The 15,678-nt window shown below is 55.0% G+C and carries 10 protein-coding genes; 4 read left to right on the top strand and 6 right to left on the bottom strand.

Annotated features, from left to right (window positions below; translation table 11 throughout):
• Window positions 1–156 precede the first annotated feature (156 nt).
• A complete protein-coding gene (locus tag BN8_RS14120; RefSeq protein WP_009282575.1) occupies window positions 157–558 on the top strand; it encodes a hypothetical protein in 402 nt (133 codons plus the stop codon).
• 100 nt (window positions 559–658) lie between these two features.
• Entirely contained in the window at window positions 659–2,518 is a 1,860-nt protein-coding gene (locus BN8_RS14115; RefSeq protein ID WP_009282574.1) for an outer membrane protein assembly factor BamB family protein, read from the top strand.
• A gap of 66 nt (window positions 2,519–2,584) precedes the next feature.
• Here the strand turns inward: BN8_RS14115 and BN8_RS14110 are convergent, their stop codons facing one another.
• The 6 genes from BN8_RS14110 to BN8_RS14085 all read right to left on the bottom strand — a co-directional run bounded on the left by BN8_RS14110 (window position 2,585) and on the right by BN8_RS14085 (window position 13,397).
• Window positions 2,585–4,780 carry an alpha-galactosidase gene (locus tag BN8_RS14110; protein ID WP_009282573.1) on the bottom strand — a complete coding sequence of 732 codons (2,196 nt, stop codon included), beginning with the start codon at window positions 4,778–4,780 and terminating at the stop codon, window positions 2,585–2,587.
• A 114-nt stretch (window positions 4,781–4,894) separates the two neighbouring features.
• The gene (locus BN8_RS14105; RefSeq protein WP_009282572.1) at window positions 4,895–6,325 is read right to left on the bottom strand and encodes a glycoside hydrolase family 30 protein; all 1,431 of its coding nucleotides are present in this window, start codon (window positions 6,323–6,325) and stop codon (window positions 4,895–4,897) included.
• Between the two features lie 112 nt (window positions 6,326–6,437).
• On the bottom strand, window positions 6,438–7,901 hold the full coding sequence (locus BN8_RS14100) for a RagB/SusD family nutrient uptake outer membrane protein (protein ID WP_009282571.1): 1,464 nt from the start codon (window positions 7,899–7,901) through the stop codon (window positions 6,438–6,440).
• Between the two features lie 10 nt (window positions 7,902–7,911).
• Window positions 7,912–11,340, bottom strand: coding sequence for a TonB-dependent receptor (locus BN8_RS14095; RefSeq protein WP_009282570.1), 3,429 nt, complete (start codon window positions 11,338–11,340; stop codon window positions 7,912–7,914).
• A gap of 239 nt (window positions 11,341–11,579) precedes the next feature.
• Window positions 11,580–12,704, bottom strand: coding sequence for a FecR family protein (locus tag BN8_RS14090; protein WP_009282569.1), 1,125 nt, complete (start codon window positions 12,702–12,704; stop codon window positions 11,580–11,582).
• 99 nt (window positions 12,705–12,803) lie between these two features.
• On the bottom strand, window positions 12,804–13,397 hold the full coding sequence (locus tag BN8_RS14085) for an RNA polymerase sigma factor (protein WP_009282568.1): 594 nt from the start codon (window positions 13,395–13,397) through the stop codon (window positions 12,804–12,806).
• 282 nt (window positions 13,398–13,679) lie between these two features.
• Here BN8_RS14085 and BN8_RS14080 point away from each other — a divergent pair, with 282 nt between their 5' ends.
• Window positions 13,680–14,066: a hypothetical protein gene (locus BN8_RS14080; RefSeq protein ID WP_009282567.1), complete on the top strand. Its 387-nt coding sequence runs from the start codon at window positions 13,680–13,682 to the stop codon at window positions 14,064–14,066.
• A 519-nt stretch (window positions 14,067–14,585) separates the two neighbouring features.
• Window positions 14,586–15,638 (top strand): prolipoprotein diacylglyceryl transferase, encoded by a 1,053-nt coding sequence (gene lgt, locus BN8_RS14075; RefSeq protein WP_009282566.1) that lies wholly within the window; start codon window positions 14,586–14,588, stop codon window positions 15,636–15,638.
• Window positions 15,639–15,678 lie beyond the last annotated feature (40 nt).

The raw sequence follows: 15,678 nt of genomic DNA, 5'->3' as shown, positions 1-15,678 counted from the left end.
GATAGCAGCGCTAAGCCCCTTCAGAGGTTTGGGGTAATATTTTAGTTTGATGTAGCCTTAACAAATTCGTAACAACAGTCCATTAGGGTATTTTCAGACTTGTCCGTCAGGCTATGGGAAGGTCGTTAGGAGAGTCCTGCCTGACCCCATCACGTAATGGACAAGGAAACGCTACTGGCGCTGCTGACCAACTACCACAATGGTCAGGCCACCGACGAGGAACGGGCGCAGGTTGAGGCCTGGTACAACGCCCTGAATGTACCAGTTGAGCCGACACTCTCGGAGACTGAAAAGCGGGCACTGCTGACCAAGAACTGGCATCGGCTGGAACCGCAGACTACGCTCGAAACCACGATTCGGCGGTTACCCATGCGTTTCTACCGGGGGCTGGTTGCCGTAGGCTTATTGAGCTATTTCATCTGGCTTGGCTGGAACCTTGTCATCCACGAACTCAACAAAGCAGAACGCCGGGTCACGCAACCCGAAAAAGGCAAGATGCTGAACAGCGTGAATCGATCAGGGCAAAAGTTGAGGGTAAGGCCAAGTAAAAAGATTTAACTCTTTTTACCGCAAAGACGCAAAGAAAAACGCCAAGAGCACAACGTATATTAGCGCACTTTGCGATTCCTCTGCGTCTTTGCGGTAAAACAAAAACATAATGATTCGACTGATTGCCTTATTACTGAGTGTGTCGGTGAGCGCCTGGGCGCAGCCCATTCGCTTCGCTTTTGTGACAGATACCCACGTAGGAGCGCCCGAAACGGCCGCCGAAGACCTGCAACGAACGGTCAACGACATTAATGCCCAATCCGACATTGACTTTGTTGTATTTACCGGCGACGTTACGGATTTTGGCACGGAAGAAGAGTTTATGACGGCCAGACGCATCATCGACGGTTTGACTAAGAAATGGTACATCTTTCCCGGCAATCACGATACGAAATGGTCGGAGAACGGCTGCAATAGTTTTCGTAAAATCTTCGGTGCTGAGCGCTTTTCGTTTGACGTTGGTAAATACCGCTTCATTGGCTGCGGCAGTGGCCCGAACATGCGGATGTCGCCGGGCCTGGCGGCTCGGGAAGACGTACTATGGCTACGGGCGGAGGCCGAGAAGCTGAAAGGTACCGACCGGCCGGTAATCTTTATGAATCATTACCCGCTCGACCCGGCCCTGGCGAACTGGTATCTGCTGATCGATGAGCTGAAAAAGACAAACGTACAGGCGGCTCTTTGCGGGCACGGTCACGCCAACAAAGAACTGGATTTTGAAGGAATACCGGGCACGATGGGCCGTTCCAATCTCCGGGCGAAGGAGTCGGTCGGTGCTTACAACATCGTCACGATGCGGAACGACAGCATGTACTTCGCCGTGCGGACGCCAACGGTAGGGGAGACCCTCGGTCAGACGGCGGTCCCCTGGCGAACGATCGTGCTGGAGAATCACCAGTTCAGTAAAAGCAAACAGCACTATGAACGCCCGTCGTACGCAGTAAACCAGCAATACAGTACCGTCAGGGCCGTCTGGGAAAAGCAGGACAGCAGCGACGTCGGCGCGGGCGTAGTGGTTGATGGGGACCTGGCCATTTACCCAAATACCAACGGGCAGATCGTGGCCCTGTCGGTAGCCGATGGCAACGTACGGTGGCGGTTCGCGACGAACGGTAAAGTGTATTCAACACCTGCCATTCAAAAAGATCGCGTTGTGGTCGCATCGACAGACGGTGTTATTTACTGTCTGGACAAACGTACGGGTAGTCTGCTTTGGAAAGTTGAAACGGGTAAGCCCATCGTGGCCTGCCCACTCATCGACGGTAAGGTGGTGTATATCGGCAGTTCGGAGGGCAAATTCCGGGCGCTATCGCTCAAAAACGGCGCTGAACGTTGGTCATTTACCAGCGTAAACGGCTTCGTGGAGTCGGTGCCGGTGGCTGACAAACGAACGGTGTATTTTGGGTCCTGGGGATCGACTTTGTACGCTTTGAACAAGAAAAACGGTCTGCCTGTCTGGACGTGGACAAACGGTAAAAGCCGCAACTACTCTCCGGCGGCTACGGTGCCGGTGCTCACGAATGGCCGTATCCTTATCCAGACCCCCGACCGGACCGTAACGGCCATTGATGCCAAAACCGGTAAGGAAATCTGGAAGTCGAACCAGCACAAAGGCTTTGAAGCCAGCGGCCTCTCGCCCGACCAGTCGTTGTTCTACGTCAAGTGCATGAACGACACGCTCTGGGCCATGTCGACGCGTTCGGATAGTGCGCAACCCGAGTGGTTTGTCAATTGCAACTACGGCTACGAGATCAGCCCGTCGCCCATTACCGAGCGCGACGGCTTCATCTACGTACCCACTGACGATGGGGTACTTTACGCCGTAGACCGGCAGGCGAAGCAGGTAGCCTGGGCGCACAAACTCTCGAACGCCATGCTGAATCGAGTCTGGCCGCTGGGCAAGGGCGAGGTGCTGGTCACGACGATGGATGGTAAAGTGGCCCGGCTGCGGTATCAACCAAAGCCGTGAGTTTTGAACTACCCCAAACCCCGGCAACGGCCGACCGCTTCAGGGGTTTGGGGTAATACGTTAATTTTACTTGGCTTCGGTCACCTCCAGGACCACACTCGTCCGGTTGGCGTCTGCGTTCGGGTTGAAGCCGACTGTCATCAGGTAGTTGCCCGAAAAAGTGGTTGAAGTGTCATTGATGAATGATTTCGTGCCGGGATAGACGTTCAACTCACGGATGGTGTAGTTCTTAGCCGGATCGAGGCCCTTCAGGCGGATGGGGGCCTGGCTGCCCGCCCGGTAGCGACTGCTTGTCAGGTAGGTGAACCAGATCGCCCGGTCCCGTGCCTCACTTACGTACATCAGTGATGCTACGTCGCCGGAATAGGGCGAGGCCAGTCGGTAGAGATCGCCCTGCCAGATCACCTCTTTGACGCGCTCGTACGTTTTCAGCGCTTCCTGGCTGAATTGTAACTCTTTCTCGTCCAGCTTGCTGACCACGATGTCGTACCCGAGTTTTCCCATCATCGCTACGTCGGTGCGGAACTTGATGGGTTGCTTGCCCCAGTCCGTGACGTGGTTGCAGGTGGCAATAGCGGGGAAGAAATTCGAGTAATTCCACTGGATGAAGATGCGCTCCAGGCCGTCGGTGTTGTCGCTGGGCCAGAACTCGGTAAAGTACCGCAGCGCCCCGTAGTCGACCCGACCACCACCACCGGAGCACAACATCATCGGCAGTTTCGGATATTTGACCCGCAGCCGATCCAGCACGGTATACAGCCCCTGCACGTACTCAACATACAGATGCGAGGGGTTGGGATTAGTAGCCGAAAAGGCGTTATAAATGACGGCGTTGCAGTCCCATTTGATATAGCCTAGGGTCGGATTCTTCGTCATCATATCGTCCACGATGCCGTATACAAAATCCTGAACCTTGGGGTTGCTGAGGTCGAGGACCAGTTGATTCCGGAAGTAATACTCCTGACGGTTGGGGAGTTTGAGTACCCAGTCCGGATGTTTTTCGTACAGCTCACTTTTCGGGCTGACCATCTCCGGCTCCAGCCAGATTCCGAATTTGATTCCGGTGCTTTCGGCTTGGTTGACCAGATAGCCAAGGCCATGCGGCAGCTTTTTGACGTTCTCCTGCCAGTCGCCCAGCCCGGCGCGGTCGTCGTTACGCGGATACTTGTTGCCGAACCAGCCGTCATCGAGCAGAAACAGGTCAACGCCCAGCTTCCTGCCGTCTTTAAACAGCGCGGTCAGTTTTTCCTCGTTGAAGTCGAAGTACGTCGCTTCCCAGTTGTTCAGGAGCGTCAGGCGGTTGCCCTGCCCCTGCGGAATCCGAAATTTGCGGGCCCAGCGGTGCAGGCTGCGGCTGGCCGTGCCTTTGCCCGTGGCGGAGTACGTAAACAGGAACGCCGGGGTTGTAAATTCTTTACCGGGGGCCAGGGTGTAGGCCGATGCATACGGGTTGATACCAGCCATCAGGCGGAGGTTATGCAGCGGGTCCACCTCAAACGCGATCTGGTAATTTCCCGACCAGGCCAGCGTACCGGCCAGCACTTCGCCCTGATCTTCCTGGGCGGGCTGGTTCAGAGCCACAAGAAACGAGGGCGGCTGGAACAGATCAGCGCGGGTCCCTAGCTTCGTATCCAGCACCTTAAGGCCTTCGGTCAGCGGTACTTCCGATGGGTTCATTTCCCGGGCCCAGTCGCCGTGGAAGTGCGTCAGGTAGTAGTTTTGAGCGGGGATGTAAAGGTTGGCCGACGCGTATTTGTGCAGGGTTACGTTCTTTTTCTCCGTGTGCCGGATCGTGCTCCACTGTTCAATGACGTCGTCGTCCTGATATGTTTTGTAATACAGGGTCACGTCAAACGGATACTGCGGGTCTTTCAGATATACTGTGGTTAGCACCACACCGTCACCGGCCGATTTGCTCTCGTGCCGGACGTAGCGGAGATCCAGCGACGGGTTGCCGTCGGCGTGGGTGACCTGAATGGCGGGCTCCAGCAGGTTGCGGCTCCCGGCCGGGGTATAGACTGAATTATACAGACCGGTATAATCCTCCCCGCGTTTGCTGTTGCCCGGAATGCGGGCGTATTCATCCGGTCGCGTGAGCCGCTGGCCCAGGTGAACGATGGTCGGGTTCTGGTCTTTGTCGACCCGGATGACCAGCGCGGTTCGGCGGGTTTCGATGGCGATGTGCCGATCACCGGGGGCGCTCATGGCGGTTAGGATAGAGAAGCAGGAAAGGGTCAGGAACAGCGAAAAAAGCCGAATCATAAGCGGGTTACGTTTCAGGAAAACAGCAGCCGGTGTAAGGAACCGAATGCTGCACGAATCATTCGTTCGAATGACCTGCGAAAATAGTGAATCGCCGGGTTTTCGTCGACCCGCTTACCAGACATACGTACCCACCGAGCCTTGGGGCAACGTAGCGGTGGCTGTTTTTCCCTGATACTGAATGGTAAACGTCTGCGAAGCGTTGCCGTTGTTGAACACAATCAGCGCGGTACCTCCGTCCGGGGTTTTGAAGGCAACATTAGGCAGCATTTCGGACGTATTGGATGCAATCCGAACGGAACCGGGCCGCACGAATTTAGACGCCACGGCTACGTTGTAGTAAGCCGGATTGCGCGTAACGGTGTTGCCGTCGATGGTAATGGCGCCCAGGCACTGCGTACAGCCGCCCTCCGTATGCGGTTTCTGGTTTGGATCGGCCGCCAAGTTCCACTCCAGCACAGTACGCGCCCAGTTGCGGGTAGCGCCAATGATCAGCGTCTTCACGTGCCACGCCAGATCGCCTTTCAGGTTGCCGGGGGCGCCAATCCACTGCTCGGTGAAGTACAGATGCTTGTCCGGGTACGCGTCGTGTACCTTGCTCAGGGCTTCGATCGGTCCTGCATACAGGTGAAAGGCTGAACCGTCGACGTATTTCCTGGCTTCCGGATCGTTCAGAATCGTGATGGGGTAGTCAGGGCGGTCGGCGTTGTGGTCGTACAGGACGATCTTGGTGTCAATATTCGCCTGTTGAAACGCCGGACCCAGGCTTTTTTTGATGAACGTAGCCTGATCTTCGGGCAGCATGAGCAGGCTGGGATTGTTGCCCGGATGCAGCGGCTCGTTCTGAATCGTGATGGCATCAATCGGGATGCCCTCGGCTTTCATGCCCTGAATGTACTTCACAAAATACTGCGCGTACGTATCGAAATATTCCGGTTTCAGGCTGCCGCCCTTCGAGTTGTTGTTCGTCTTCATCCAGGTTGGGGGCGACCAGGGCGAACCCAGAATTTTGATGGTTGGGTTAATCGCCAGAATCTGCTTCAAAACTGGAATCAGGTGCTTGCGATCCGGCTCGAGTGAAAACTTTTCCAGCTTCACATCGGTCTGGCCGTCGGGGAGGTCGTCGTACGAAAACACCCGGTCGTCGAGGTCCGACGCGCCGATGCTGACCCGCAGGTAACTAACCCCAATGCCATTGCCTTCGGTCGAAAACAGTTCCTTCAGTAACGCAGCTTTGGCCTTCAGCTCCATCTGGTCGATGAGCATGGCGCTGCCGCCGGTCAGCGTGTAACCGAAGCCATCAATGGTCTGGTACGTTTTTGACGGATCGATAGTAATGGTCGGATGCTGGCTGGTCGCCTTGTCGAAGGTGAGTGTACCCGGTTGTTTCACGAAGAGTGCTGAGCCGTCGGGGTTGGTCAGCCAGACCTCGACGCCTTTCGCTGACGAACGTTGGCTGACGGTGGATCGCTGACAGCCGGTTCCGAGCCCCAGCAGGGCAGCCAGTCCCAGCGTAACGCTATGTTTAGTGAAGGTAGTGAGCATAATTGAAAGAGAGTTGACGATCAAGGTTTACGCTTAAGGTTTGACGTTACCCGGCGCACTTGTCCAGGTGCTACCCTCAAACCTTAAACGTAAACCTCGAACGGTAAGCTGCTTAATATCCCGGATTCTGCTGAATCAACGGGTTGTTGTTGATCTCACTTTGTGGAATCGGGAACAGCAGATAGTTCACATCCCGCGAGCCCCGTACCTGCTGAATAATATCCAGCGCCGTCACCCGGTGGGTTGCGCCCGCATCGGCCTGTGTTTGCCGGGCGTAGCGTAGCAGATCGAACCAGCGTTCGCCTTCAAAGGCCAGTTCCAGCCGTCGTTGGCGATCCACTTCGTCGCGGAAAGCCTGCTTCGTGCTCAGGTTGGCCAGGGTCAGGGCCGGTAAGCCCGCCCGGGTACGTACCGCATTCAGTCGCGTCAAAGCCTCCTGGTTCGGACCATTTTGCTCGTTCGACGCTTCGGCGAACATCAGCATGACATCGGCCAGCCGCAGAACGTAGTAGTTGTCGGGGCTGTTGAAGGCGTTCGGGTTGCTCCGCCACTTGTACACGAACGGGCCGTTGTCGTTGGCGTTGCCCGACCGGGCCATCACAAAGCTGGCGTGGTTGCGACCGGCCTGTGTGACTTCGCCCGTGAACTTCCAGCGCAGGTCATTCAGCGTATCGGCATACTGAATCAGCTCCGGTGTCGGGATGTTGAACTTTGGAAACGAATACGTAGCCGGGGGCGAGGGCAGCAGCAGGTCAGGCAGAATGAACCCACCATCGGCGTTGCCGGCAAACTGCACTTCAACAATCGATTCGGGGTTGTTGTCCGGCGGGAACAGCGCGTTGAAGCTCGGCGACAACTGGTACAGGCCACTCGAGATCACCTTGTTGGCGGCCGTAGCGGCATCTGCCCACTGGCGCTGCGTCAGCAGTACCCGCGCCTGCAGGGCGTTCACGGCCGTTTTGATGATGCGCGTCCGGTTGGCGCTGACGCTGCCAAACGTAGTAGCCGTCAGTTGTTCGGCCTGCTGCAAATCCGTGTTGATCTGCGCGTACACCTGCTCGGCCGTCGAACGAGCCAGGGCTACCGCGCCCGGATCGCCCGATTCGGTCGGTTCCAGCCTCAGGGGAACACCGCCGTACATCCGGACCAGGTTGAAATAATGCAGCGCCCGCAGGAACCGCGCTTCGCCCAGAATCTGGTTCCGGCGGGTTTCGTTCATCGCAATACCGGGTACGTATTTCAGGACGGCGTTGGCCCGGTTGATACCGATATACGACTGCTGAAACGTATTGTTCATCTGGCCGGTCTGGGGTGTCCAGATCAGGCGTTCGAGGGCGTTTACGTCGCCGTTGGTGCTCGTTACGTTATCCGACGGCATTTCGCCCACTACGTTCAGATCCTGGCCATACAGACCCGTCTGTTGCAGGGCGTCGTAGGCCGCCGTCAAACCGGCTTCGGCATCGTCGGCGTTGGCAAAGAAGTTCTCCGGTGTAATGCTGGGCAAGGGCTGTTTGTCCAGCACTTCGCAGCCCGCCAGGAACAATAAAGATGAAAAAACTATGATAAGGCGTTTCATGAAGCTTCAGTTAAAAAGTGACGTTAAGACCAGCCGTGTACGTACGAGCCTGCGGGTATACCCCGTAGTCCCGACCAAAGCCAACCGATGAGAACGGGTCGGCGCTCACCTCCGGATCGTAGCCACTGTAGTTGGTAAACGTGAGCAGATTCTGACCGGTCAGGTACACCCGAACGCCACTGATTTTAGCCCGCTGCAGGAACGTGTTGGGCAGATTGTAGGCGATGGTCAGGTTTTTCAGGCGCGTGTACGTACCATCTTCCACGAACCGGGTCGAGAACCGGTTGTTCTGGTTGGGGTCGTAGCGTACCGCCCGCGGCACCGTCGTATTCGTGTTTGTGGGCGTCCAGCGATTCAGCACGGCCGTGGTCTGGTTGAGCGGGTCCGACATACCTTCGATCGTTTGCCGGTTCTGGTTGTAGATGTCGTTGCCGTAGCTACCCTGGAAGAAGATGCTCAGCTCGAACCCTTTGTACGACAGGTTGTTGGTGAAGCCCGCGATGAACTTGGGATTCGGGTTGCCGATGATCGTCCGGTCGTTGGCGTCAATCCGGCCGTCGTTGTTCAGGTCGACGAAGCGAATATCGCCCGGTTTAGGCTGGCCCGGCTGGGTTGCCGCCTGCGCAATCTCGTCCGCCGACTGGAAGATGCCCTGCACGACGTAGCCATAGAATGCCCCCAGCGGAGCGCCTTTCTGCGTCACGGTATAGTTGCCAATGATGACCCGGTCTACCTCCTGGCCCTGCTCATTCCGAAGCGTACCGATGTCGACCACTTTGTTGCGGTTCAGCGTAAAGTTAAAATTGCTCGACCAGGTAAACCCACTGTTTTCGTTCTGAATGTTCGTGCTATTCAGGCCGATCTCAAGCCCTTTGTTCTGCACCGTACCGATGTTCTGCACCGTTTGCGGATTCAGCGCCCCGGCGTTATACGGCAGTGGTACGCTGGTCAGCAGGTTCCTGGTCTGCTTGATGTACGCATCGAGGGTGAGCGTCAGCCGATCCTTGAAAAATCCGGCGTCTACCCCGGCGTTGTATTGGTACGTCGTTTCCCAGCTCAGGTTGGTGTTGCCAATCCGGTCGGGCGCAATCCCACCCGCAATACCGCTGGTTCCGGCGTAGTTGTAGCCCGAACCGTACGTACTGAACCGGTCGTATGCGCCAATTTCCTGGTTGCCATTTGCCCCAAAACTGGCCCGGATTTTCAGGTCGTTCAGCGCAATGTCTTTCGGGAAGAAGGCTTCGCGCGATGCACGCCAGCCCAGTGAGATAGCCGGGAAATAGCCAAAGCGGTTGCCCGGCGCAAACCGGCTCGATCCGTCGGCCCGCAGGCTCAACGTGGCTAGGTAGCGCTCATCGTAGTTGTAAATGGCCCGCGCAAACAAGCTGAACAGGCCCCATTGATCCTGGTAGCTCGACGGCCGGGTAAACTGCGTACCTGCCGACAGATACGGCACAGCGTTCGACGGGAAGCCCGTGACCGATGCGCCGGACGTAAACCGATCCGACGACTGCACCGACTGGCCGGCCAGCAGGGTCAGGTTGTGGCGGTCGCCCAGGTTAGCGTCGTAGGTCAGCGTGTTTTCCCACAGCCAGATAATCTGCTGGTTCGTACCCGTCCGGGCGCTGCCCCGGGTGGCCGGGCTGGCGTTCTGCGTGCCAGGGTAGTTGCGCGTAATAAACTCATTTTCGATCTGAGAACGGAAGTCCAGACCCAGCGAGCTTTTGAACGTCAGGTTCTTCAGAATGTCGAACTCACCGTAGGCATTGCCGATCACCTGGTAGATGACCGCGTTGTTGCGGGTTTCGAGCAGGTTGCCAACCGGGTTGTCGAACTGCTGGAACGGGTTGATGCTGTAGTTTCCGTCGGCGTTCCGGATCGGAATGGTTGGAATCTGCGCCAGGGCGCCAAGCACCGTACCGGAGTTACCGGCGCCGAGTTCGCTTCGTACGCTACCGTTCGTGTTGGTACGGCTCAGGTTCAGGCTGGTTCCCATGCGGAAGCGGGTGCTCATCTGCTGGTCCAGGTTCAGCTTGAAACTGTACCGGTCGAACCCCGAGTTGAGGGCGATACCATCCTGTTTGAAGTAGCCGCCCGATACGTAGTACTTCGTCTTGTCGGTGCCGCCACTCAGGCTGATCTGGTAGTTCCGGATAGCCGCCTGGCGATAGACCGCATCCTGCCAGTCGGTGTTGTACGGCAGTGAATCCAGGTTCGTGAAAGCCGGTGGGTTTCCGGCGGCTGCCTGGGCATCGTTGAAGTACTCGGCAAACTGGCGTGAGTTCAGCAGCGGGATTTTCCGGCGCAGTTGCTGAATACCGTAGTACGCGTTGAAGTTGACCTGTGCTTTGCCGGTTTTGCCCCGTTTGGTCGTAATGACAACCACCCCGTTGGAGGCCCGCAGGCCATAGATGGCGGCTGCGGCACCATCTTTCAGGACGTCGATGGATTCTATATCATTGGGATTCAACGTATTGAGCGGGTTCGGGCGCTGGTTACCCACGCCAAGTTCGCGGTCGTAGGTTGGCAGTACCGGCACCCCGTCAATTACGTACAGGGGCGAGTTGGTCAGGCTAACCGAGTTGTTCCCCCGAATCCGCACGTTGATACCGGCACCCGGCGCACCCGTCGGCGAGGTTACCTGAATACCGGGAGCCTGGCCTTGCAGCGCCTGATCGAAACCTGATACCGGCTGACGTTCGATGGACTTGCTGTTCACGGACGTAACGGCCGTGGTCAGTTCCTGCCGACGCTGCGTACCGTAACCAACCACGACGACTTCCGACAGGGCCCGTACGTCGGTGGCCAGTGTTACGTTGAGCGTTGTCTGGTTGTTTACCGGCACTTCCTTACTCTGAAAACCCACGAAGCTGAAAACCAGCACCGCGTTGTTGTCCGGCACATTCAGCGTAAAGTTTCCGCTGGCGTCGGTCACCGTTCCGGTGGAGGTGCCTTTGATAACCACGCTCACGCCGGGCAGCTCTTCGCCTGCATCACTGGTGACTTTTCCGGTGATGGGAAGAACGGCCCGTTCGGCGTTTGGGCCTGTGGCTTCCGAACGGGTTGGGGCTGTAGCGACAGCACGTTTCAGGATGATCTGTTCGCTCGATACTTCGTAGTTGATCTGGAGCGGCTTCAGCAGTTTGTCGAGCACCGCAGCCAGCGGTTGGTTCTGGAGAGACAGACTGACGCGCCGGTCGGCCCGGATCAGTTCCGAACTGTATAGGAAGCGAACCTGCGCCGTTTTCTCAATTTGTTCCAGCACGCTCTCAACGCTCTGGTTCGAGCACGTCAGGTTAATTCGTCGGTTGAGTAATTCCTGGCCTCGTCCGTCGTGAGCCAGCGTAACGCCCGCAAAGGCAACCGCCAGCACGACCTGAAATAGACTAATTTGCATGATTCTGACGATTTGCTCACGCAACTGTCGTGGGTTTTTCATATTTTTTGACGCTTATTGTTAGTTCTTGGGAATTGGCAAAAAGCTCCGTGTGCCCCGTGGGGCCGATGTTTGGCGACATCGTACGGAATGTGTGAGGTCGTCGGTGTTGGCGCACCGGCGACTTCTTTGTGTTGGCGAAGATGGTTTATGTCATAGGCGATTTCGGGTATTTGGTGTATAGTTTCAGTTGTACTAAAAGGGGGTAAGCCGTTGGTTCATAGCAGTAAACCGAAAACGGGTCATTGTGAACTGCACCCCCGGCTTGTAATTATGATCTGGCCGTCTACCTCTTCGTAGCTGGATTCCGTACCGGCGCAAATCCATTCCAGTTTCTTGTACAGGGATTCGTTGTCGAACCGGGCCGTCAGCGTGCAATGAGCCATCAGGGCCTCGTCGAACACAATGTCCACGCCGTAGGCCCGCTCCAGGGCCGCAAAGACCTCGGCAATGGGCGTCTGGCGGAACACAAGCGACGTTTTCTGGATCGCTGGGGCATCCACGCGCTGGGGTTCGGCTACCAGCGAACGAACCAGGCGCTGCTCCGACCGCATGAGCGTAGCCTGTTGATTAGGCGTCAGGATGATACCACCCAATTCCCGCGTGTGGATTTTTGTGGTAGCCTGCTTGTCGGCCCGCGCAAACACAGACACCTTGCCTGTCCGGACGGATACCCGAACGTGCTGATCCTGCTCGTAGGCCCTGACGAAAAAGCTGGTGCCCAGTACTTTGGTTACCAGTTCGTTGGCATACACCAGAAACGGTCGGGCCGGGTTCTTTCTGACCTGAAAAAAAGCCTGACCCGTCAGGTACACCTCGCGGGTGGAATCGGAAAACTGCTTCGGAAAGCTCAGGCGGCTGTTGGCGTACAGAACCGCAATGCTGCCGTCGGCGAGCGCTATTCTTCTGGGCGAGCGGCCGTCGTTAGTCACCTCGACCAGCGGCTGGGAAGCCTCTTCAACCAGATGGGCATACGTAGTCGGCGTGCTGGACGAAGGCTGTGCCTGATACCGGTATACCCAGAAGAGACCCAGGAGCAACGCTACGGATGCGGCCAGGTAGTACCAGGTTGGAGCAAGTTGCCGAACAACCGGGAGAGGGCGAATGTCGGCGGTCTGTTCGAGCTGGGCCTGCCGGACAAGCTGCGCTACTTTCTGGTCAATGTGTTCGTCAGAAAGCTGGGGCAGGTTGCCCTTGATGTCGAGTAGTTGCTGCCGGGCCTGATTTACAACAGCCGCTTTTTCGGGGTGATCGGCCAGCCACTGCTGCCAGAAGCCCTCGTCCTGCGGCAAGGGATGAAACACCCACCGTCGGAAGGCTACGTCTTCCAGGAAGTCCTCAAACTCGAAGAATTGATAATCTTTCATCGAAAAAGGCAGTTATGTGCCCTGTTACAATGGATTATCCGGTTTCCTGAGCGGTATACTTAGTTTTTTTGAGAAAAATTTTTGGGGTGACCGTAACAGTCAGAAAAACAGCGCATGAACCAAAAGGAGCAGGTAGGTCCAGTGCTCGCGAAGCCGTTTGAGGGAGTTCTGAAGCAGATTGGCCACCGATTGTGCGTTGATCCCCATTGTCTGGGCAATCTGCTCGTAGGTGAAGTTTTCGTAGTACCGGAGGTAAAGCGCTTCCTGCTGCCGTTTCGATAAATCGGCCACTTTCGTTTTCAACTGACTTGTCAGCATATGCCAGTTTTCTTCCCGGATGATCTGCGTTTCAGCGTTGCTGTCTTCGCCCACGTCGAGCCAACTGCTCAGACTTTCGCTGATGGGCTGGGAGCGCTGGTGGAGTTTGATGAGGTGATGACGTAGCGTTTTCAGCAGGTAAAATTTGACGAAGAAGGTATCGCTCAGGTGTTCGCGCTGTGTCCACAGCTTTAGAAAAACGTCCTGGATGGCATCTTCAATCAACGCGGTATCCTTGGTAAACCTGGTGGCGTAGTTGAACAAGGTCCGGTAGTATTTCTTGGCTAATTGGCCAAGTGCAGTCGTGTCCCCATCCCGAAATCGCTGCCATAAGTCATGGTCATCATCTGGAAAAGTAGGGGGTGCAACAGACATGAAATCGGGTAATCTTAACTAGTTAACGTGGGTTTCTATTCTGACTGAACAATTTTTCGCCGAAAAAGTGTACGTAAGGCATAAAGATTTGTAAATAGTTGACCTGAATAGGATTAGCCGGACCGGCTGCGAAGCTGAGAGTAGAAAGGCTCAGGAGGTTACTCCGGTCCGGCGAGTTTGGTACGATTATTTCTGTACGATCCGGTAACGTTGGCCAGTGCCGGAACGTATACCAGCCAATAAAACCGTTTTAGAACTACCTACCTTCGATACAGATTGACTATGAAAAAGATACTAAGCCTGTTTGTTGTGGGCCTGCTCTGTTCAAGTTTTATCCTGTCCACGGCACCGGACGCCGGGCGCAGGCAGACGTACTATTATTTTGGTTGTGCCATGGAGCAGCCCGCAAAGGGCCAACCGTCCAGACGACTGCAACTGCTGTACACGGATCTGTACAGTACGACCGGCGGAGAAGGTGACCTGAAGCGATTAACCGCGCTGTTTGCCGGTCACGTCAACAAGGTCTGCGCATCCGGCAGCGGTTGTATGAGCGAGTTAAAAACGTATACGGATGCAAAGGAGGCCGAAGAAAAGCAATCTGAAATCGTGTCCCGATTCGAGCGGACCGGTAAGTACGACGTGAAGCGAATAGAGTACAATTTTAAGTAACTGTGTCGGGCCGATCAACGGCCCGATTTGTTTTATAGCCCACTAAACAGTTTACATAGCTGGTAAACTAGCGTTCCCTAAAAACGAAACAAGTACGTTGGAACTGAAGTAGAGATCTGGTTACTTTAGGTGCCGGAGAAGCCTATCTATATGGGTTGGGAGAGCCAAATAACTAGTGTTGCATTTAGGCCTGTCTACTTGTAAAGCGGACAGCCCAACCGCCACCGAGTTCGCGGGTGAACAAACTCAGAAGAACTATTAATTTGTTCTTTGTTGCTTGACTATCAGTTATTTGTAGTTAAGCGGTACACCAAGGTCAAGTGTGTAAAGGTATCGAGTACGTTCGTTTGTTTTATCTTGCTTACCTACCATCAACCCCTGGGGGTTAGGTGACCAATAAAATGGGAACGAAAGGAGGGGGAACTTCGACAGACTGTACCAACCGCCCCGGTTTGGTAGGCTACGGGATTTGCATTCAGCATAGATAACGCACAACAAAATAGTAGTCAAGCAAGAGCGATGAGTCTATATATTGTTTGGGATGTTAGTCCAGAAATTTTTCACATTGGTTCCTGGCCGGTACGCTGGTATGGTCTATTGTTCGCAATGGGCTTTCTTATTGGCGTCCAGATAATGACCTACATATTTCGAATAGAAAAAAAACCACAAGCTGATCTTGATCCGTTGTTGATGACATTGGTGATTTCAACCCTATTAGGGGCAAGGTTAGGGCATTTTCTTTTTTACGAGCCTGGCATGTTTCTCCAAAACCCATTACACATAATAACTCCTCCTTTTGCTGGCCTTGCCAGTCATGGAGGTGTACTTGGTGTAATTATTGGGTTATGGATTTATTCGCAACGAGCATCCAGCAAGACAACTGGTCAAACGTTTTTATGGCTCATTGACCGCGTTTGTATTCCAGCTACCCTTGCCGGAGCATTCATCAGGTTTGGCAACCTGATGAACTCCGAGATTTTTGGTAAGCCTACTGACGTACCCTGGGCGTTTATATTTGTTCGTGACCATGAATTTAGCCAAGTACCCCGCCATCCAACCCAGTTGTACGAATCTTTATCGTACCTGATCGTATTCGCTTTACTGTTCTGGTACTGGAAAACATATCGAAAGCGATCAGTACCGGGGATGATGTTAGGCATATCTTTAGTCTGGGTATTTGGATTAAGGTTCGTCTGGGAATTCTTCAAAGAAAATCAGGTTGGTTTCGAAGATAGTATGAGCTTCAACATGGGCCAGATCTTAAGTATACCTGCAGTTTTAGTTGGCTTATTTCTGGTGCTTAGAAATTTTGTCAGACCCACTTCACTTGTTCCGGTGGCCCTAGTAATCCAATCAGCAAGCCTTTGTTATCGTTGCGAGCATACATCATCAGTAGTCGATTCGAGAAAGGATCATCAGTTAAGTAGGTCCACTGACTGCGGTAGACCAACTGCTAACACGCAGGCTTCTGGATTCGAAAGTGCATTGTTGCCGCTCAGTGCGGGGGCGCTTATCTGCGACAGTAAGCCCGTCGTGAAGGAGTGTTCTCAACCCAACCCGCTAAATGTGTAAAAGCAGGAGGTATTGCTGGCCAGGGTATCAACACTCAGGG

This window comes from Fibrisoma limi BUZ 3 (assembly GCF_000296815.2).
Lineage (GTDB): Bacteria > Bacteroidota > Bacteroidia > Cytophagales > Spirosomataceae > Fibrisoma > Fibrisoma limi.
The sequence above is the reverse complement of the archived record's forward strand: the minus strand, read 5'-3'. Positions and strand labels throughout refer to the sequence as shown.